Genomic DNA, 19,382 nt, shown 5'->3' on the forward strand with positions numbered 1-19,382 from the left:
ATGTTCTACCTTGTCCCCTTAATACATACTCTGTATAGAAGGGGGAAGAACTTAGATGAAAAGAGCAATTATTGTTTTCGTTTTTATCGTTGTGGCAGGGTTTTCTGTCAACAATCCTTTGGTGAATAAGTATGTAGCCACTTTAAAGGATTCCGCGCTACCAGTGGTAAAACAGTCAGATCCTCTTTATCAAAGTATCGTGAAAAATACTACTACATATGAAATTCCACCTTCAGATGCCAAAATAGACCCGGTTTGGAAAGCCATTCCAGGATATAATGGGCTGAAGGTTGATATTGCGGCCTCCTATAAAAATATGAAACATAAAGGTGTTTTTGATGAAAAGAAACTAGTCTTTACTCAGATAAAACCAAAGGTGCATCTAAACGATTTGCCAGCCTCTCCTATTTACAAGGGGAATCCGGATAAACCGATGGTAACCTTTATTATAAATGTTGCCTGGGGGAACGAATATTTATCCCAAATGCTTGCAACCTTGAAACAACATCATATTTCAACTAGTTTTTTTCTTGAAGGAAATTGGGTCAAAAATAATCCTGATCTTGCTAAAATGATTGTAAGCGCTGGGCATGAAGTAGGTAATCATTCCTATTCCCATCCTGACATGAAGCGGCTCACGGCTGGGCAGGCAAGAGAGCAAATAATTAGAACGAATGAAGTCATTGAAGCAGCTACAGGGAAAAAATGTGTTTGGTTTGCCCCTCCAAGCGGCAGCTATCGAGATGAAACAATAAAAATTGCCAATGATTTACACATGAAAACAGTTATGTGGACAGTAGATACAATCGACTGGCAAAGGCCTACACCAGAAGTATTAATTAATCGTGTGATTACAAAAATTGACAATGGTTCTATGGTTCTTATGCATCCAACGGAAGCCACTGCAAAATCGCTTGATCGCTTAATTACATTAATTGAGAAAAAAAATTTAAAAATTGGTACGGTTTCAGAGCTAATGAGTGAGAGTAGAATCATAAAATAAAAGAGCAAGAAGTTCCAAAAGTTTGGAGAAACTAGTCATTAAAAGTATAATTACAAATGGATAGTACCATCTGCTGCTTAGAGACAGGAGGAAGTCGATGATAAATAAATACACTTGCCAAAATGGAGTAAGAATTGTATTAGAAAATATTCCTACCGTACGATCTGTTGCCATAGGTATTTGGATTGGGACTGGTTCGAGGAATGAAAATCCTGAAAGGAATGGAATTTCTCATTTTCTTGAGCACATGTTTTTCAAAGGAACAACCACACGTACAGCTAAGGAAATTGCTGAATCCTTTGATAGTATTGGTGGTCAGGTTAATGCCTTTACTTCAAAGGAATATACCTGTTATTATGCAAAGGTCCTTGATACCCATTCCAAATTTGCATTAGATGTATTAGCAGATATGTTCTTCAATTCTACTTTTGTAGAAGAGGAATTAAAGAAAGAGAAAAATGTTGTCTTAGAAGAAATCAAGATGTACGAAGATACACCTGATGACATTGTTCATGATTTATTAAGCAGAGCCGTTTATGAAGATCATCCTCTAGGGTATCCGATTCTAGGGACGGAGGAAACATTAAATACGTTTACTGGTGAAACACTTAAAGAATATATTAAAGAAAGATATACTCCAGAAAATGTGGTTATTTCAATCGCCGGAAATATATCGGAATCATTTATTCAAGAAGTGGAGAACTATTTCGGTTCCTACGATGGGGGCGCAAAAGAAGTTCCAGAAAATATTCCAGTTTTTCATTCTAACCGAATTTCGCGTAAAAAAGAAACAGAGCAAGCACATTTATGTATTGGATTTGAAGGCTTAAAGGTGGGGCATGAGGATGTATACAGCCTGATTACCCTAAATAATATTTTAGGCGGCAGCATGAGCTCTAGATTATTCCAAGAAGTACGTGAGCAAAGAGGCTTAGCATACTCCGTATTTTCCTATCACTCCGCTTACCAGGATAGCGGCGTAGTCACCGTATATGGGGGAACTGGAGCAAAGCAACTGGATGTGCTATATGAAACCATCCAAGAAACACTAGAAAAATTAAAACAAAACGGGATTACCGAAAAAGAATTAACCAATAGTAAAGAGCAGTTAAAAGGAAGCTTAATGCTAAGCTTGGAAAGTACTAATAGCAGGATGAGCCGCAATGGAAAAAAATGAATTGCTCTTGAAACGCCATCGTTCACTAGATGAAATTATCGAACAAATTGATTTAGTTTCAAAAAACAGTGTCGATGAAATGACCAGACAAGTTTTTAATGATAAATATTCGGTTACATTAATAAGTCCTGATGGAGAATTTCCAACTAAACTTTCATAAGCAGAAAACAGTTCGGTGTACGAACTGTTTTTCTTTATTCTAAAAAAAGACTTCCCCTTATAAACTAATAGAAAAGGGAGCAGAGGGGAGTTCTTTTAAATGAGGCTGAGTGAATTAAGCGGAAAAGAAATTGTTGATGTGAAAAAAGCAGAACGACTGGGAGTACTTGGCCAAACAGACTTGGAAATTAATGAAAGTACAGGACAAATCCAGGCACTTCTCATTCCATCAGTAAAATGGTTTGGTTTTCGTAAACAAGGTGAAGAAATCAGAGTGCCATGGCAGCATATAAAAAAAATTGGTTCTGATATGATCATCATCGATGTACCAGAAAATGATTAGATGTGTGGAAAGCCCAAGCAAATTATCACTTGCTTGGGCTTTTTTATTTTACTATGGGTGGAAAACTCACCTATTTTAAGCAACTTACATAAGATGGTGAAGTGATAAGAAGAAAAGGAATCCTTAAGGGATTTTTTTAAAAAGAAGGTGAATGTTTTCATGCTGACAGGGATGCAGATAGCCGTGATTGGTGGAGATGCCAGACAGCTGGAAATCATCCGAAAGTTAACTGAATTAGACGCGAGATTATCGCTAATAGGTTTCGAGCAGCTTGACCATGCCTTTACGGGTGCGGTGAAGGAAAAAATGGATGAAGTCGATTTTTCAAATATAGACGCCCTTATCTTGCCGGTGCCCGGAACAAATTTGGAAGGCCAGGTGGAAACGATTTTTTCAAACGAAAAGGTTGTTCTCACAGAAGAAATGCTCGGAAAAACACCTGAACATTGTACCATTTATTCAGGTATTAGCAACGCTTATTTGAATGGAATAACAATGCAAAGCAAACGATCTCTCGTACAATTATTCGAGCGGGATGATGTGGCGATTTATAATTCAATTCCGACTGTCGAAGGAACGATTATGATGGCCATCCAGCATACTGATTTTACCATACACGGGTCCAATGTTACCGTTTTAGGCCTCGGAAGGTGTGGTATGAGTGTTGCTAGAACCTTTGCTGCGCTTGGGGCAAAGGTGAAGGTGGGAGCAAGAAAAAGTGAACATTTGGCAAGGATCACGGAAATGGGTTTGACACCATTCCATTTAAATGATCTTGTTCATCATGTAAAGGATACCGATATTCTCATAAATACTGCACCACATTTAATCGTTACAGCAATGGTTATCTCTCAAATGCCTTCACATACACTCATTATTGATCTTGCCTCAAAACCAGGAGGAACTGATTTCAGGTACGCTGAAAAAAGAGGTATTAAGGCATTGCTTGCACCAGGTCTGCCCGGAATTGTGGCACCAAAAACGGCAGGTCAAATACTGGCCAATGTTCTTGCCCAACTACTAGAGGATGATTTACGCAGGCGAAAGGGGAAAGCGAAATGAGTTTAAAAGGTAAAAGAATTGGCTTTGGTCTAACCGGCTCTCATTGTACTTACGATGCTGTATTTCCAGAGATTGAAAAGCTGGTGCTCGCGGGGGCAGAAGTAATGCCAGTTGTGACTTTTACTGTAAAAAATACAGAAACACGATTTGGGAAAGGGGAAGATTGGGTAGAGAGAATTGAGGATTTAACGGGTCACAAGGTTATTGATTCGATTGTCAAGGCTGAACCGTTAGGGCCCAAAATACCATTAGATTGCATGGTTATAGCTCCGATGACTGGAGTATCGATGAGCAAATTTGCCAATGCTATAAATGACAGCCCTGTATTAATGGCTGCTAAAGCAACATTAAGGAACCTTAAGCCAGTAGTTCTTGGAATTTCTACAAATGATGCTCTTGGATTAAATGGTGTAAACTTAATGAGATTAATGGCCACTAAAAATATCTATTTTATCCCTTATGGTCAGGATGATCCAGTTAAGAAGCCTAACTCAATGGTAGCCAGAATGACAATGCTGTCTGAAACAGTTGAAGCGGCTATCGCTGGAAAACAAATTCAGCCGGTGCTTGTCGAAAGGTATAGGGATGATGACTAGTTTACTGACCTCTTTCGGCAAAAAAGGTTATTTCTTTCTAGGAATGTGATAAAATAAATTAATCATTCAGCAGTGGGTTAAAAGTTTAACCCACTGCCTGAGTTTAACAATAATATATTACGACAAGCTGGCAGAAAGAAATATCAAGAAATGAAATAACCCGCCAGTCGATATGAAAGGGGAACTAGCATGAATCAAAATGGATTTCACGTTGCAGTGGTAGGGGCAACAGGTGCGGTTGGACAACAAATGATCCAAACCTTATTAAAAGAAAATTTCCCTATTAAAAAATTATCTTTACTGTCTTCTGCGCTATCAGCAGGAAAAACAGTAGAAGTTAATGGTCAGGAAATTACAATTCAGGAAGCGAAGCCTGAGAGCTTTGAAGGTGTCGATATTGCCCTTTTCAGTGCCGGCGGCGGTGTTTCTAAAGAACTTGCTCCTGAAGCTGTTAAACGAGGCGCAATCGTCGTGGACAACACTAGTGCGTTTCGGATGGAAACAGATATTCCATTAGTTGTTCCTGAAGTAAATGAAGCAGATTTACATCAACATAACGGTATCATTGCGAATCCAAATTGCTCAACGATTCAAATGGTCGTAGCACTAGAACCAATTCGCCAAAAGTATGGTTTGAAAAAAATTATTGTATCCACCTATCAGGCTGTATCTGGGGCAGGCGCTGCGGCTGTTCAAGAATTAATGGATCAAACAAAAGCAATTTTAAACGAAGAGTCTTATGATCCTGCTATTCTACCAGTGAAATCAGACAAAAATCATTATCAAATTGCGTTTAACGCGATTCCCCAAATTGATAAATTCCAAGATAACGGCTATACGTTTGAGGAAATGAAAATGATAAATGAAACAAAGAAAATCATGAACATGCAAGAGTTACAGGTGTCTGCAACCTGTGTACGCCTTCCTGTTGCTGTCGGACACTCTGAATCAGTTTATTTTGAAATTGAAGCTGAAGGTGTTAGTGCCAATGACATCAAAGCCTTGTTAAAGGATGCACCAGGGGTAATCCTTCAGGACGATCCTGAAAATCAAATCTATCCAATGCCAGCTGATTGTGTTGGGAAAAATGATGTCTTTGTCGGAAGAATTAGAAAAGACATCGATGAGGACCGCGGGTTCCATATGTGGGTCGTTTCTGACAACCTTTTAAAAGGAGCGGCATGGAATTCCGTCCAAATCGCTGAAAGCTTAGTTAAATTAGGCCTAGTAAAATAAAGTTACCTCAAAAAAGGTAGGGTTTGGTGTTACCATGAAGATTATTGTTCAAAAATTTGGTGGGACATCTGTAAAAGATGAGAAGAGCAGGAAACATGCTCAAAGACATATCGAGAAAGCATTAACTGAGGGCTATAAAGTGGTAGTGGTCGTTTCTGCCATGGGGAGAAAGGGAGACCCATATGCCACTGATACACTGTTATCCCTTATCGGCGGTAATCTAAGCAAAATCTCAAAGCGGGAACATGACTTATTATTGTCATGTGGAGAGATCATATCAAGTATCGTATTTACGAATATGTTATTGGAAAGTGGTATTAATGCGACCGCATTAACTGGAGCACAGGCAGGTTTTAAGACGAATAACGACCACACCAATGCAAAAATAAATGAAATGAAATGTGACCGACTCTTAAGAGAATTAGAAAATACGGATGTAGTTGTGGTGGCCGGCTTCCAAGGTGCTGCCAAAAATGGGGATGTCACAACTATTGGACGCGGCGGAAGTGATACGTCGGCAGCCGCTCTTGGTGCTGCTTTGAATGCTGAATGGATAGATATTTTTACTGATGTCGAAGGAATTATGACCGCAGATCCGCGAATCGCTGAAAATGCACGGCCCTTGTCTGTCGTTACCTATACAGAGGTATGTAATATGGCCTATCAAGGGGCAAAGGTCATCCATCCAAGAGCAGTAGAAATTGCGATGCAGGCAAAGGTGCCGATTCGGATTCGTTCTACTTATTCTGATTCACTTGGTACTCTGGTTACAACGTTAAACAAAGAAAATCGCGGCAGTGACATAAAAGAACGTATTGTAACAGGGATTGCCCATGTTTCAAATGTGACGCAAATTAAGGTGTTTGCGAAAAAAGATCAATATTATTTACAGGCAGAAGTATTCAAAGCGATGGCCAATGAAAAAATAAGTGTAGATTTTATCAACATTTCTCCAAATGGTGTTGTTTATACTGTTACGGATGAAATGACAGATCGTGCGATTCAGGTATTAAAGGAATTAGGCCATGACCCTGTAGTTGAGCGTCACTGTGCCAAAGTTTCAGTGGTAGGTGCAGGAATTGCTGGTGTACCGGGGGTAACTTCCAAAATCGTAACGGCATTATCCGATCAAGGAATACGTATTTTACAATCTGCAGATAGCCATACTACCATTTGGGTCTTAGTGAAACAAGATGACTTAGTAAAATCAGTAAACGCTTTACATGATGCCTTTCAATTAGAAGAAGAGTCCCTCGAATTTAAACTTTCCGATTTATAATTTCTTGTAGGGATTTGAAAGGAGAAAGAAAATGATTCAGTTTGGGCGAGTGTCCACGGCAATGGTAACTCCTTTTGATAATAAAGGGCATATTGATTTTGCCAAGACAACTCAATTGATTAATTATTTGATTGAAAATGGTACGGATTCACTCGTAATTGCAGGTACTACTGGTGAATCCCCAACAATGTCGAAAGAAGAAAAATTGGCACTTTTCGCTCACGTAGTGAAGGTGGTTAATAAACGTGTTCCGGTAATTGCTGGTACAGGAAGCAATAATACTTATGCATCAGTAGAATTAACTAAAAAAGCAGAGCAGCTTGGTGTTGATGGTATTATGGTAGTTGCGCCGTATTATAATAAACCAAATCAAGAGGGCTTGTATCAGCATTTTAAAACAGTAGCAGAAGCAACTTCACTTCCGGTAATGGTCTATAATATTCCTGGTAGGTCAGTGGTCAATATAATGCCAGAAACCGTTATACGCCTTGCTAAGATTGCTAATATTGTTGCTGTCAAGGAAGCAAGTGGTGATTTAAACGCTATGACGCATATCATTGCCAACACAGATGATGATTTTGTTTTATATAGCGGTGATGATGGTTTAACACTACCTGTGCTGTCTATTGGCGGAGCGGGGATTGTTTCCGTTGCTTCTCATGTAATAGGTAATGAAATGCAAGAAATGATTTCAGCATACTTTGAAGGTGAGAATAAAAAGGCTGCAAAACTGCATCAAGAGCTTCTTCCAATCATGCAAGGGCTATTTGCTGCTCCAAGTCCTGCGCCAGTTAAAACAGCTTTACAGTTAAAGGGATTGGACGTCGGGTCAGTTAGATTACCACTCGTCGGGTTATCTGAGCAAGAACGTGCGGCATTAATTTCACTATTAAAAAATTAACTTTTTAAAAGAGTCAACCGAGGTAAAAGCGGTTGGCTCTTCTTTTTATGTATTCCAGCTCCAGCGCCTAGGGGCTCTTTGGTCTAAGCCAATCCGTCGAGAAGGTTAAAAAGCAACCTTCCCGCCGGCTCGTCTTATGCTTGTCGCCCCTAGGAAAAAATGAATTGCTTTTTTCCCTGTTCAAGGCGCTTCCGCTTTTTTATGTTGTAAAGGTTTTCCTATATCAAGTATAATAATCATAACTGATTTCGATCGGGTCAATTCAGCATAGGAGGAAACGGAAAAGTGATAAAGAAAATAAATAATTCCATTAAGTTTATTACACTTGGTGGTATAGGAGAAATCGGAAAGAATATGTATCTTGTAGAAGTGGACAAGGACATATTCATTATTGATGCCGGCTTAATGTTCCCCGAGGAAGAAATGCTTGGCATTGATATGGTCATCCCGGATATTACATATTTAAAAGAAAATAAGGATCGGGTAAAAGCAATATTTTTAACGCATGGACATGAAGACCATATTGGAGCGTTATCATATGTCCTTAGGCAAATCGATGTCCCCGTATATGGAACAAAATTAACTCTTGCTCTTGCTGGTGCGAAATTGAAGGAGCAGGACTATTACGGAAAAGCCAATTTTATTGAAGTCGACTCTAATTCAATTGTCGATTTAGATACAGTTGAAGTAAGCTTTTTTAGAACCAATCATAGCATCCCTGATTCCGTTGGTGTATGTATCCATACATCTGAAGGCGTGATTGTCTATACCGGTGATTTTAAATTTGATCAAGCCGCAACTAGGCTTTACAAACCGGAAATTGGAAAAATGGCTGCCATCGGGGAACAAGGGGTTTTATGCTTATTGTCCGATAGTACTGAAGCAGAAAAACCTGGTTATACCACTTCTGAAGCTATCGTGGAGCGGGAGATGTCCAATGCTTTCTATAATGCGCCGGGCAGAATCATTGCAGCATGCTTTGCATCTGACATTAATCGAATTCAACATATTTTTGATGCCGCCAAAGAGAATAACCGTAAAATTGCCGTAGTTGGGAAAAGTCTTGAACGCATTTATCATATTGCACTTGATTTAGGATATTTAGAAGTTGCTGAAGATTTAATTATTCCAATTAATGAAATTCAGGAATATCCGGACCGTGAAATCGTCGTTCTGATGACTGGCAGTCAGGGGGAGCCAATTGAAGCTCTTCAGAAAATGGCCAAGCAAACACACAAGCTTGTGAATATCGAAAAAGGTGACACAGTTCTAATTGCGGCTTCACCACTTCGCGGAAGTGAAGTATTCTTATTTAAAACCATCGATATGCTTTTTAGAGCAGGAGCGAATGTAGTTTCTGGCAAACGGACTATCCATGTTTCAAGCCATGGAAGCCAAGAAGAATTGAAATTTATGATTAATCTAATGCAACCTAAATTTTTTATTCCCGTTCATGGCGAATATCGAATGCTAAAGGCCCATCGAAAACTGGCATTGGAATGCGGTCTTAAAGATGAACATATTTTAATTCCGGATCGTGGGGACATTGTTGAATTAAAGGAAGGGAAATTAGCGATAACAGGGAAAGTTCCTTCCGGTAATGTCCTGATTGATGGCATCGGTGTTGGCGATGTAGGGAACATTGTTTTACGGGATCGAAAGTTGTTATCCCAAGATGGTATTCTTATTGTCGTTGTAACCTTAACTAAGCAGGATAAGAAGATTGCCGCAGGTCCTGAAATCATTTCAAGAGGATTTGTTTATGTCCGAGAATCGGAAAAATTAATGGACGAATCAACAAAATTAGTCCGCGATATAGTTGAAAGAAATATTGCAAAGGACACTTTTGAATGGGCAAGTCTTAAGCAGGAAATTAGGGAAGAATTAAATCGATCTTTATTTGAAAAAACAAAAAGACGGCCAATGATTCTACCAATCATAATGGAAGTATAGTGATTGGATGAGGCACCGGAAAATTCCGGTGTCTTTTTCTATAAACAATTTCAGGTGGCATGATTTTGTAATGGAGGGAAATACTAAAAATATCTCATGTTTGAAGGGAGTATTAGAATGGATAACAATTTTCAAATAAATGCCACCGGAAACGGGGAAGACACAGAGCCTCAAAAAGAGGAAAAATCTACTTCTCCTTTAATAGAGAAAATTCAACAGCTTGGGCAAACCAATGTGCCACAACTATCAACAGACTCACGAATTCATTGCCTGACCATTATCGGACAAATTGAGGGGCACTTAGCACTCCCACCACAAAATAAGACAACCAAATACGAACATCTAATTCCACAGCTTGTGGCGATTGAACAAAATCCTAAGATCGAAGGAGTACTCATTATCTTAAATACAGTTGGTGGTGATGTCGAGGCTGGTTTAGCGATATCAGAAATGCTAGCAACACTATCAAAACCAACCGTTTCAATTGTTTTAGGTGGAGGTCATTCCATTGGGGTTCCAATTGCCGTTTCCTGTGACTATTCCTTTATCGCTGAAACGGCTACAATGACGATTCATCCTATCAGATTAACAGGTCTTGTCATCGGGGTGCCTCAAACATTTGAATACTTAGATAAAATGCAAGAACGTGTGGTTAATTTTGTAACAAAACATTCTAAAATTAAAGAGGAAACTTTTAAAGATTTAATGTTTGCTAAGGGGAATTTAACAAGAGATATTGGAACAAATGTAATCGGGGTAGATGCTGTAAAAACGGGTCTAATTGATGAAGTAGGCGGACTCGGGCAAGCCATGAAGAAATTAAATGAGATGATCGATATGAAAAAAGAGAAAACCGAGGGGCTGATTCAATGATTTTATATACGATGATGCCAGAGGAGCTTATTTTTCCTCAAGAGGCAGCTCCACTTCAAAAGCAGCAAATGATAACCTATCAGGGGATTCCTCTATTAGTAGAGTTTTCAGATCAGCAAAATGTACAGGTTATTCGCGTTTTAAGCAGCGACCCACAGCATTATTTAGATGAAAGAGTCTGTCCAGGTTCAAAAATTTCTTTCGCCAACCTCGATGGATTGTCCTTTTTCTAGCGGGGGATTATGGTATAATCAGGTTATAAAGACAAGAGCAGCCAATCAGGCTGCTTTCTTCCTTTTTACCGTTCAATTATATTCCATAATTTTTTATAAAGGTGATCAGATGGCTAAAAAAAAGAGAAGACAACCCAAACGAAGAGATAACCAAATAAAACGAACTGTTCAGTATGAATTATCAGCATTAATTATATTAGCATTAGCGATCATTTCGATGGCAAAGTTAGGAGCTGTCGGAAAGGCAACCGTTCTATTCTTTCGTTTTTGGATGGGAGAATGGTATATACTCAGTGTAATTGGACTTGTGTTATTAAGTGTTTACTTAATGTGGAAACGAGAAATACCTTTTTTCTTCCATATTAAATTGATCGGAAGTTACTTTATTATCTCGGCGATTCTTCTTTTGGATCATATTACATTGTTTCAGCCCGCAACCGATGGAGGTAGATTTACTAATCCTAGTGTCATCAAAAATACGTGGGAATTGTTTATGAGGGAAGTAAGTGGTCAAACAAGCTCAACTCATGACCTTGGCGGTGGAATTCTCGGAGCAATATTGTATGCTTTATTCCACTACTTATTCGCAGATACAGGCACGAAAATTATCGCGTTTATTTTTATTTTAATCGGTTTTATTTTATTAACCGGCAAATCTTTTGGTGATTTTATTGGAAAAATTATGACTGCGTCGTTTGGTTTTTCGAAAAACCAATGGGAAGCCTTTAAATTAGATATGGCTGAATGGAAACAAAAACAACAGGAACGTAGAAATGAGCGTAGAACTCAAAGGCGTCAGTCTCAAGAAAATCTCCAAACTGAAACCCAGACTCTCATCAATGTTCAGGCCCAATCTGAACCGGAAGAATCGATTATACCTGAACCAATTATTTCGAGTTTTGCTGATAGAGCCTATGTAGAAGAAGGACCATCCGAGAAAAATCAAAAAGAAGCAACAAAAAGAAAATCTTCTGCACCTGATGAGGAAGATGACAATACACCACCGATTACATTTACTGAAGTGGAAAATGTGGCTTATGAATTGCCACCTTTAAGACTTCTTAAACTACCCAAGAAAACGGATCAAAGTGGTGAATATGAATTAATTCATGCCAATGCCGCAAAGCTTGAACGGACATTTCAAAGTTTTGGTGTTAAAGCCCGTGTAACCCAAGTCCATCTAGGACCTGCTGTGACGAAGTATGAGGTGCATCCTGATGTGGGAGTCAAAGTAAGTAAAATTGTCAGCCTGAGTGATGACCTGGCATTAGCCCTTGCAGCAAAAGATATCCGAATTGAAGCGCCAATTCCAGGTAAATCTGCAATCGGTATAGAAGTTCCAAATTCTGAAGTGGCCATGGTATCTCTTCGTGAAGTTCTTGATGCTACACAAAATGATAAGCCAGAAGCGAAGCTGTTGATTGGCTTAGGTAGAGATATTACAGGTGAAGCGGTACTTGCAGAATTAAACAAAATGCCTCACATGCTTGTTGCCGGAGCGACAGGAAGTGGTAAAAGTGTTTGTATTAACGGAATTATCACAAGTATATTAATGCGTGCTAAGCCGCATGAAGTGAAATTAATGATGATCGACCCCAAAATGGTTGAGCTAAATGTTTACAACGGAATTCCACACTTACTCGCACCTGTTGTGACGGATGCTAAAAAAGCCTCACAAGCATTAAAAAAGGTAGTAAGTGAAATGGAGAGAAGATACGAACTGTTCTCTTATACGGGAACAAGAAATATTGAAGGCTATAATGATCATATTAGAAGACATAATCTTGAAGAAAATGATAAGCAGCCACTCCTGCCGTATATTGTTGTCATTGTAGATGAGTTGGCAGATTTAATGATGGTGGCATCTTCAGATGTAGAAGATTCGATAACCAGGCTCGCTCAAATGGCTCGTGCCGCAGGTATTCATTTAATCATTGCGACACAAAGGCCATCAGTCGATGTCATTACGGGAGTCATCAAAGCAAATATTCCATCCAGGATTGCCTTTGCGGTGTCAAGTGCAACAGATTCAAGGACCATCCTCGATATGGGCGGTGCTGAAAAGCTGCTTGGTAGAGGGGATATGCTATTTTTGCCAGTGGGTGCATCCAAGCCCGTTCGAGTGCAAGGAGCATTCCTGTCCGACCAAGAGGTGGAGGATACTGTAGAATTTGTCATTTCTCAACAAAAGGCACAATATCAAGAAGAAATGATTCCGGATGATATTCCTGAAGTAACGGGAGCCGTAGATGACGAATTATATGAAGAGGCAGTTGAATTAATTATTGAAATGCAAACAGCATCCGTTTCCATGCTTCAGCGCCGTTTTCGGATTGGTTATACTAGAGCTGCACGCCTTATTGATGAAATGGAAGCACGGGGTGTTGTAGGACCCTATGAAGGCAGTAAACCACGGGCTGTCTTACAGTCAAAACCAAAGGAAGAACAAAGTTCATAAAAAAGGAGCCAAAGGCTCTTTTTTTTATTCTATTTTCCGATATATTTGATACTAATGTAATAGTGTACATTTGATTTTTTCTATGAATAAACTCCTAACTTTTACCTAGAATTTTCCTGATTATTTTGTGAAAGCCTTACATTATAACAGATATTCCACCTGATTTTTCGGCGAAATTATGAACATTGAAAACTTTACGCCTTTTTTCGACAAAATTACGAATAGCTATTTATTTATCACTAGAAAAGTGTTAATATAATCTCGATTAGTAGGAATGATATCAGAGGTCTGATGTCTTAGGAAAAGAGCTGGAGGAAACTGCATGTCAATAAAGTCAGATAACCGGCATTTATACTTGCAAGTAATCGATCGTTTAAAGCAGGATATTGAACGAGGGGAATATAAAGAAAAAGAAAAATTACCTTCTGAATTCGATCTTGCCAAACAACTTGGTGTAAGCAGGGCGACCCTCAGGGAAGCACTTCGCATCCTTGAAGAAGAAAACGTTATTATTAGGCGCCATGGTGTTGGAACCTTTGTTAACGCAAAGCCATTGTTTACTTCAGGGATTGAACAACTTAATAGTGTTACTGACATGATTAAACAGGCTGGAATGAAGCCAGGGACTATTTTCTTGAGTTCATCAACACAGGGTCCAACCGAAGAGGATATTCGTCGTTTCTCATGTTCAACGGATGAGGAAATGGTCGTGATGGAAAGGGTTAGAACTGCAAATGGGGAACCGGTTGTTTATTGCATCGACAAAGTACCTGAACGTATTTTGCCGGATACCTTCTCCCATGGTGAAGAATCTCTCCTCAATATATTGGAAGGAGAAGCTAACCGGAGAATTACGTATGCAGTTGCCAAGATTGAGCCGATTGGCTACCATGAACGAATTTCCCCGATTTTAGAATGTGATCCCGAAACTGCATTGTTAGTCTTAAAACAGATGCATTTCGATGAAATGGATGAACCTATCCTATTTTCGGTAAACTATTTTAAAGCGGATAAGTTTAGTTTTCATGTTTTAAGAAAAAGAACATAATTTTTTTGCAGAATCATGAAAACGCAAACAGTCTTGCTTTTCGGACATTTCTACTAAAACACTCAAAATTACTTAGGGGGTACAATACCTTGAAAATGCGTAAAGTTGGAATGGCGCTATCATTAGTTCTTGCTGCTGGAACACTTTTAGGTGCTTGTGGAAAAACCAATGACAACAAAGGCACTGAAACATCTAAAGGTGGAGAAAAAGGAAAAGCTTTCTCTGTAGGGATGGTTACTGATGTCGGCGGTGTAGATGACAAGTCGTTTAACCAATCTGCTTGGGAAGGCCTTCAAAAATTTGGTCAAGAAAACGGATTGAAAAAGGGTAAAGGCGGCTATGATTACCTTCAATCCAAGTCTGATGCAGATTACTCTACAAACTTAAATACGCTTGCACGTCAAAAGTTCGATTTAGTATATGGTATCGGTTTCTTAATGCAAGCTGCAGTGGAGGAAATCGCGAAACAACAAAAAGATACTCAGTTCGCTATTATCGATGCTGAAGTAAAACAGCCAAACGTTGCCAGCGTTCTATTCAAAGAGCAAGAAGCAGCATTCCTTGCTGGTATTGCAGCTGCCCTCCAAACAAAATCTAATCACATCGGTTTCATCGGTGGTATGGAAATTCCAGTTATCGAACGTTTCGAATCAGGTTTCTTAGCTGGTGTTAAAGCAGCTAAGCCAGAAGTAAAAGTCGATGTTCAATATTCTGGTGCATTTGATAAAGCTGAACTTGGACAATCAATCGCATCTAAAATGTATTCATCAGGTGCAGACGTAATCTTCCACGCTGCTGGCGGTACTGGTAACGGTCTATTCAAAGAGGCTGTTGACCGTAAGGCAAAAGACCCTAGCAAAGAAATTTGGGCAATCGGTGTTGACCGTGACCAAGCGGATATGGGTCCAGATGTAGTTCTTACTTCTGCTCTTAAGCGTGTTGACGTAGCTGTACAAGACCTTTCTAAGAAAGCGATGGACGGCAATTTCCCTGGTGGAGAAGTCGCACTTTATGGTATGGCTGAAGATGGTGTAGGAGTAGCTCCAATCAACAGCAAAGCTTCCAACAAAGATGCAATTGAAGCAGCCATTAAAGATTGGTCAGAAAAAATTAAATCAGGTGCTGTAAAAGTTCCTGGAACTCGTGATGAATTAAAAACATTTAGCGCAAAATAAATGACAGAAAAGGAATAAGTAGGATGAATACGTGCCTGCTTATTCCTTCTTATTGAAAATCCTAACTGAAGCGTAGAAAACTTTTTCTACTTTTCATTTAAGGTTTTATGGGGAGAAATCCCTGTTTTTTTAAAAAACGAAAAGTCTGACCTCTTACTACTGATGGTCAAAATTTCCTATTACCTTCATCACAGGGAGTGAGAAAAATGGAACATGTAATTGAGATGCTCAACATCCGTAAAGAGTTTGGCGGCTTTGTTGCGAATGATAATATTACCCTTCAATTGAAAAAGGGAGAAATTCATGCTTTGCTCGGTGAGAATGGAGCAGGTAAATCAACTTTAATGAATGTACTATTTGGGCTATATCAGCCTGAGCAAGGTGAAATACGAGTTAAAGGGAAGCCTGTTAACATTACGAATCCTAACATTGCCAATGATCTTGGAATTGGTATGGTGCACCAGCACTTTATGCTCGTAGATACGTTTACGGTTACAGAAAATATTATTCTTGGACGGGAAATAACCTCTGGCGGACGGATTGACCTTAAAAAAGCGGAACAGGAAGTCCGTCAAATTTCTGAACGATATGGACTAGCCGTTGATCCACAAGCAAAAATCTCTGATATTACGGTAGGTATGCAGCAAAGGGTTGAGATTTTAAAAACTCTATACCGCGGTGCGGAAATTGTTATTTTTGACGAGCCATCAGCCGTATTGACTCCACAAGAAATCAAAGAGTTAATGCAAATTATGAAAACGCTTATTAAGGAAGGAAAATCCATTATTCTTATTACACATAAGTTAAAAGAGATAATGGAAGTTGCTGATCGTTGTACCGTTATTCGTAAGGGAAAAGGGATTGGAACTGTTAATGTAAGTGAAACAAATCCGAATGAACTTGCAAGCTTAATGGTAGGACGTGAGGTAGTTTTTAAAACTGAAAAGAAAGAAGCTGCGCCTCAGCAAGATGTTCTTGAAGTAAATGATTTAGTGGTAAAAGATGCACGTGGGGTCGCTGTTGTAAACGGCTTAAATCTTTCTGTCCGTGCAGGTGAAATTGTCGGAATTGCCGGTGTTGACGGAAATGGACAATCTGAATTTATCGAAGCTATTACCGGGTTACGTAAATCCGAAAAGGGTAGCGTTAAGTTAAATGGGAAAGAATTAATTAATCTTGCACCACGAAAAATAACGGAATCGGGTGTAGGACATATTCCTCAGGACCGCCATAAACATGGACTCGTTTTAAATTATCCAATTGGCGAAAATATTGTTTTACAAAACTATTATAAAAAGCCATATTCAAAAAATGGAATTCTTAATTTTAAAGAAATATATAAACAGGCAAAGAAAATAATTGCTGAGTTTGACGTTCGGACTCCGAGTGAATACACATTGGCTCGAGCACTATCCGGAGGAAATCAGCAAAAAGCGATTATTGGCCGTGAAGTTGACCGAAATCCAGATTTACTGATTGCTGCTCAGCCAACGCGTGGTTTGGATGTTGGAGCGATTGAATTTATTCATAAACGTTTAATCGAACAGCGTGATAATGGAAAAGCAGTCTTACTTGTTTCATTTGAATTAGATGAAATTATGAATGTCAGTGACCGGATTGCCGTTATATACGAGGGGAAAATCGTAGCTATTGTTAATCCAAAAGAAACAACGGAACAGGAACTTGGATTATTAATGGCTGGATCGAATAGAAAGGAAGCGGGTGAAGGTTCGCATGTCTAAACGCTTATCAGGTATTTTAACGCCATTAATTGCAGTGTTATTAGGGATTATTGTCGGAACGGTTATTATGTTAGCAAGTGGGTATAATCCCGTTGATGCCTATACTGCCTTATGGAATGGGGCATTTGGAGATATTTATTATGTTGGGGAAGTAATCAGACAATTTACTCCTTATATATTAGCTGGTTTAGCGGTAGCTTTTGCTTTCCGTGTAGGCTTATTTAATATCGGGGTAGAGGGACAATTTATTGTCGGTTGGCTTGCAGCCGTTTGGGTGGGGGTATCGTTTGACCTTCCACGCGTCATCCATTTGCCGCTAGCTATTCTAGCAGCCATGGTTGCTGGAGCACTTTGGGCTTTTATTCCTGGTTTGTTAAAAGCTCGTTTCCGTGTTCATGAAGTAATTGTGACCATCATGATGAACTATGTAGCCCTACACTCTACCAACTATATTATTAGAAACTTTTTAGCAGCAAAAAGTGGGGATAAAACAGAACAAATCCATGAATCCGCCTCACTAAGGTCAGATTGGTTACAAAGTTTAACAGATTACTCACGTCTCCACTGGGGAATTATAATTGCCATTATTTGCTGTTTTATTATGTGGTTCTTGCTTGAAAGAACAACAAGAGGATTTGAATTAAGGGCAGTCGGCTTTAATCAGCATGCAGCACATTATGCTGGGATGAGCGTCAATAAAAACATAATCCTTTCTATGTTAATTTCAGGGGCATTTGCTGGACTTGCCGGCTCAATGGAAGGATTAGGTACCTTCGGTTATGCTGCTGTTAAAGGTGGGTTTACTGGCGTTGGCTTTACAGGTATCGCCGTTGCCTTATTAGGTGCGAACACGGCGCTAGGAGTATTTTTCTCGGCGATTTTATTTGGAGCTTTAGAGGTTGGTGCCTTAAACATGCCGCTTGAAGCAGGCGTACCAAATGAACTTGTAAGTATCATCATTGCACTTATTGTATTCTTTGTGGCTTCAAGCTACATTATTAGGATATTTCTTGAACGATTCAGTAAAAAGGAGGTGAAGTAAGATGAGCTTTATGGAAATATTAATGATCGTTGTTCCATCCACATTGTTATGGGCTGCTCCTCTTGTCTTCACTGCATTAGGCGGAATTTTCTCGGAACGTTCCGGAGTAGTTAACATTGGACTAGAAGGTTTAATGGTTATCGGAGCGTTTTCAGCAATTGTCTTTAACCTAACCTTTGTAGATACTTTTGGCAGTGCAACACCATGGCTTGCCTTAGTAGTCGCTATGATTGCAGGTGGGATTTTCTCTTTATTTCACGCTGTTGCATCGATTACCTTCCGTGCTGACCATACCGTTTCCGGTGTTGCCATTAACTTATTGGCAACAGGAATTACCTTGTTCCTGGTTAAACTAATTTATGATAAAGGTGAAACTGGAATTATCAGCAAAGGTTTCAGTAAAATTGATATCCCGGTTTTAAAGGATATTCCTGTTATCGGGAAAATCTTCTTCCAAAATACGTATTGGACTTCATTCTTAGCAATAATTGTTGCGATTATTGTTTGGTATGTTGTTTTTAAAACTCCGTTCGGTCTTCGCCTTCGTTCAGTTGGTGAACATCCGATGGCGGCAGATACAATGGGAATCAATGTCACGAAAATGCGCTATTTAGGTGTTATCCTTTCTGGAGCTCTAGGTGGAATTGGCGGTGCCGTATATGCTCAATCCATTACATCAAACTTCAGCCACTCTACGATTAGTGGTCAAGGCTTCATGGCATTAGCTGCAATGATTTTTGGTAAATGGCATCCACTAGGTGCTCTTGGTGCCGCTATATTCTTTGGTTTCGCACAAAGTATAAGTATCATTGGCTCAAGCTTGCCATTCTTAAAAGAAATTCCAAATGTATACTTGTTAATCGCTCCTTACGTGTTAACCATCTTAGCATTGACAGGATTCATTGGCCGTGCTGATGCTCCAAAAGCAGTTGGTACACATTATATCAAGGGAAGCCGTTAATAAGCCCAGAACCCACAGTTCGCTATTGAACTGTGGGTTTATTTTTTGAAAAAATGAGTAATTACTTGTATTGTCCAAGCTTGGCAAATTATAGTAAAAAGTATAGGTTTCTTTTGTAAGGAAAAGATATAAAGAAAACTG

At 39.2% G+C, this 19,382-nt stretch carries 16 protein-coding genes and 1 pseudogene; all 17 read left to right on the top strand.

Going from position 1 to position 19,382, the window contains the following annotated elements:
- Window positions 1–55: 55 nt before the first annotated feature.
- The 17 genes and pseudogenes from ABES02_RS03920 (at window position 56) to ABES02_RS04000 (ending at window position 19,241) form a co-directional block, all read left to right on the top strand.
- The gene (locus tag ABES02_RS03920; RefSeq protein WP_430131020.1) at window positions 56–1,003 is read left to right on the top strand and encodes a polysaccharide deacetylase family protein; all 948 of its coding nucleotides are present in this window, start codon (window positions 56–58) and stop codon (window positions 1,001–1,003) included.
- 97 nt (window positions 1,004–1,100) lie between these two features.
- Window positions 1,101–2,340 (top strand): annotated as a pseudogene (locus ABES02_RS03925) (M16 family metallopeptidase).
- A gap of 99 nt (window positions 2,341–2,439) precedes the next feature.
- On the top strand, window positions 2,440–2,682 hold the full coding sequence (locus ABES02_RS03930; protein WP_430131022.1) for a YlmC/YmxH family sporulation protein: 243 nt from the start codon (window positions 2,440–2,442) through the stop codon (window positions 2,680–2,682).
- Window positions 2,683–2,841: 159 nt separating this feature from the next.
- Complete coding sequence (gene dpaA / locus ABES02_RS03935) at window positions 2,842–3,744, top strand: dipicolinic acid synthetase subunit A (protein WP_430131025.1); 903 nt, start codon at window positions 2,842–2,844, stop codon at window positions 3,742–3,744.
- Window positions 3,741–4,340 (top strand): dipicolinate synthase subunit B, encoded by a 600-nt coding sequence (gene dpaB, locus ABES02_RS03940; RefSeq protein ID WP_430131028.1) that lies wholly within the window; start codon window positions 3,741–3,743, stop codon window positions 4,338–4,340. The genes dpaA and dpaB overlap by 4 nt, the downstream gene beginning before the upstream one ends.
- Window positions 4,341–4,529: 189 nt before the next feature.
- Window positions 4,530–5,576: an aspartate-semialdehyde dehydrogenase gene (asd, locus tag ABES02_RS03945; protein WP_430131031.1), complete on the top strand. Its 1,047-nt coding sequence runs from the start codon at window positions 4,530–4,532 to the stop codon at window positions 5,574–5,576.
- 34 nt (window positions 5,577–5,610) lie between these two features.
- Entirely contained in the window at window positions 5,611–6,855 is a 1,245-nt protein-coding gene (gene dapG, locus ABES02_RS03950; RefSeq protein WP_430131034.1) for an aspartate kinase, read from the top strand.
- 31 nt (window positions 6,856–6,886) lie between these two features.
- On the top strand, window positions 6,887–7,756 hold the full coding sequence (dapA, locus tag ABES02_RS03955; RefSeq protein ID WP_430131037.1) for a 4-hydroxy-tetrahydrodipicolinate synthase: 870 nt from the start codon (window positions 6,887–6,889) through the stop codon (window positions 7,754–7,756).
- 285 nt (window positions 7,757–8,041) lie between these two features.
- Entirely contained in the window at window positions 8,042–9,709 is a 1,668-nt protein-coding gene (locus ABES02_RS03960; RefSeq protein ID WP_430131040.1) for a ribonuclease J, read from the top strand.
- Window positions 9,710–9,826: 117 nt separating this feature from the next.
- Window positions 9,827–10,582, top strand: a complete 756-nt coding sequence (locus ABES02_RS03965; RefSeq protein ID WP_430131042.1) for a ClpP family protease — start codon at window positions 9,827–9,829, stop codon at window positions 10,580–10,582.
- A complete protein-coding gene (locus tag ABES02_RS03970; RefSeq protein ID WP_430131045.1) occupies window positions 10,579–10,815 on the top strand; it encodes a YlzJ-like family protein in 237 nt (78 codons plus the stop codon). The genes ABES02_RS03965 and ABES02_RS03970 overlap by 4 nt, the downstream gene beginning before the upstream one ends.
- 109 nt (window positions 10,816–10,924) lie before the next feature.
- Window positions 10,925–13,273, top strand: a complete 2,349-nt coding sequence (locus ABES02_RS03975; RefSeq protein ID WP_430131048.1) for a DNA translocase FtsK — start codon at window positions 10,925–10,927, stop codon at window positions 13,271–13,273.
- Window positions 13,274–13,595: 322 nt separating this feature from the next.
- The gene (locus ABES02_RS03980) at window positions 13,596–14,321 is read left to right on the top strand and encodes a GntR family transcriptional regulator (RefSeq protein ID WP_430131051.1); all 726 of its coding nucleotides are present in this window, start codon (window positions 13,596–13,598) and stop codon (window positions 14,319–14,321) included.
- Window positions 14,322–14,410: 89 nt separating this feature from the next.
- Window positions 14,411–15,496 carry a BMP family lipoprotein gene (locus ABES02_RS03985; protein WP_430131054.1) on the top strand — a complete coding sequence of 362 codons (1,086 nt, stop codon included), beginning with the start codon at window positions 14,411–14,413 and terminating at the stop codon, window positions 15,494–15,496.
- 206 nt (window positions 15,497–15,702) lie between these two features.
- Window positions 15,703–17,238: an ABC transporter ATP-binding protein gene (locus tag ABES02_RS03990; RefSeq protein ID WP_430131057.1), complete on the top strand. Its 1,536-nt coding sequence runs from the start codon at window positions 15,703–15,705 to the stop codon at window positions 17,236–17,238.
- The gene (locus tag ABES02_RS03995; protein ID WP_430131060.1) at window positions 17,231–18,280 is read left to right on the top strand and encodes an ABC transporter permease; all 1,050 of its coding nucleotides are present in this window, start codon (window positions 17,231–17,233) and stop codon (window positions 18,278–18,280) included. Before ABES02_RS03990 ends, ABES02_RS03995 begins: the two co-directional genes overlap by 8 nt.
- A gap of 1 nt (window position 18,281) precedes the next feature.
- Complete coding sequence (locus tag ABES02_RS04000) at window positions 18,282–19,241, top strand: ABC transporter permease (protein ID WP_430131063.1); 960 nt, start codon at window positions 18,282–18,284, stop codon at window positions 19,239–19,241.
- The last annotated feature ends 141 nt before the right edge of the window (window positions 19,242–19,382 follow it).

This window comes from Neobacillus pocheonensis (genome assembly GCF_050477905.1).
GTDB classification, from domain to species: Bacteria; Bacillota; Bacilli; order Bacillales; family Cytobacillaceae; genus Neobacillus; species Neobacillus pocheonensis_A.

Bases quoted from the DNA above. Each gene is read 5' to 3' on its own strand.
- ABES02_RS03920 (WP_430131020.1), top strand. From the start codon at position 56: ATGAAAAGAGCAATTATTGTTTTCGTTTTTATCGTTGTGGCAGGGTTT.
- ABES02_RS03930 (WP_430131022.1), top strand. From the start codon at position 2,440: ATGAGGCTGAGTGAATTAAGCGGAAAAGAAATTGTTGATGTGAAAAAA.
- dpaA (WP_430131025.1), top strand. From the start codon at position 2,842: ATGCTGACAGGGATGCAGATAGCCGTGATTGGTGGAGATGCCAGACAG.
- dpaB (WP_430131028.1), top strand. From the start codon at position 3,741: ATGAGTTTAAAAGGTAAAAGAATTGGCTTTGGTCTAACCGGCTCTCAT.
- asd (WP_430131031.1), top strand. From the start codon at position 4,530: ATGAATCAAAATGGATTTCACGTTGCAGTGGTAGGGGCAACAGGTGCG.
- dapG (WP_430131034.1), top strand. From the start codon at position 5,611: ATGAAGATTATTGTTCAAAAATTTGGTGGGACATCTGTAAAAGATGAG.
- dapA (WP_430131037.1), top strand. From the start codon at position 6,887: ATGATTCAGTTTGGGCGAGTGTCCACGGCAATGGTAACTCCTTTTGAT.
- ABES02_RS03965 (WP_430131042.1), top strand. From the start codon at position 9,827: ATGGATAACAATTTTCAAATAAATGCCACCGGAAACGGGGAAGACACA.
- ABES02_RS03970 (WP_430131045.1), top strand. From the start codon at position 10,579: ATGATTTTATATACGATGATGCCAGAGGAGCTTATTTTTCCTCAAGAG.
- ABES02_RS03975 (WP_430131048.1), top strand. From the start codon at position 10,925: ATGGCTAAAAAAAAGAGAAGACAACCCAAACGAAGAGATAACCAAATA.
- ABES02_RS03980 (WP_430131051.1), top strand. From the start codon at position 13,596: ATGTCAATAAAGTCAGATAACCGGCATTTATACTTGCAAGTAATCGAT.
- ABES02_RS03990 (WP_430131057.1), top strand. From the start codon at position 15,703: ATGGAACATGTAATTGAGATGCTCAACATCCGTAAAGAGTTTGGCGGC.
- ABES02_RS03995 (WP_430131060.1), top strand. From the start codon at position 17,231: ATGTCTAAACGCTTATCAGGTATTTTAACGCCATTAATTGCAGTGTTA.
- ABES02_RS04000 (WP_430131063.1), top strand. From the start codon at position 18,282: ATGAGCTTTATGGAAATATTAATGATCGTTGTTCCATCCACATTGTTA.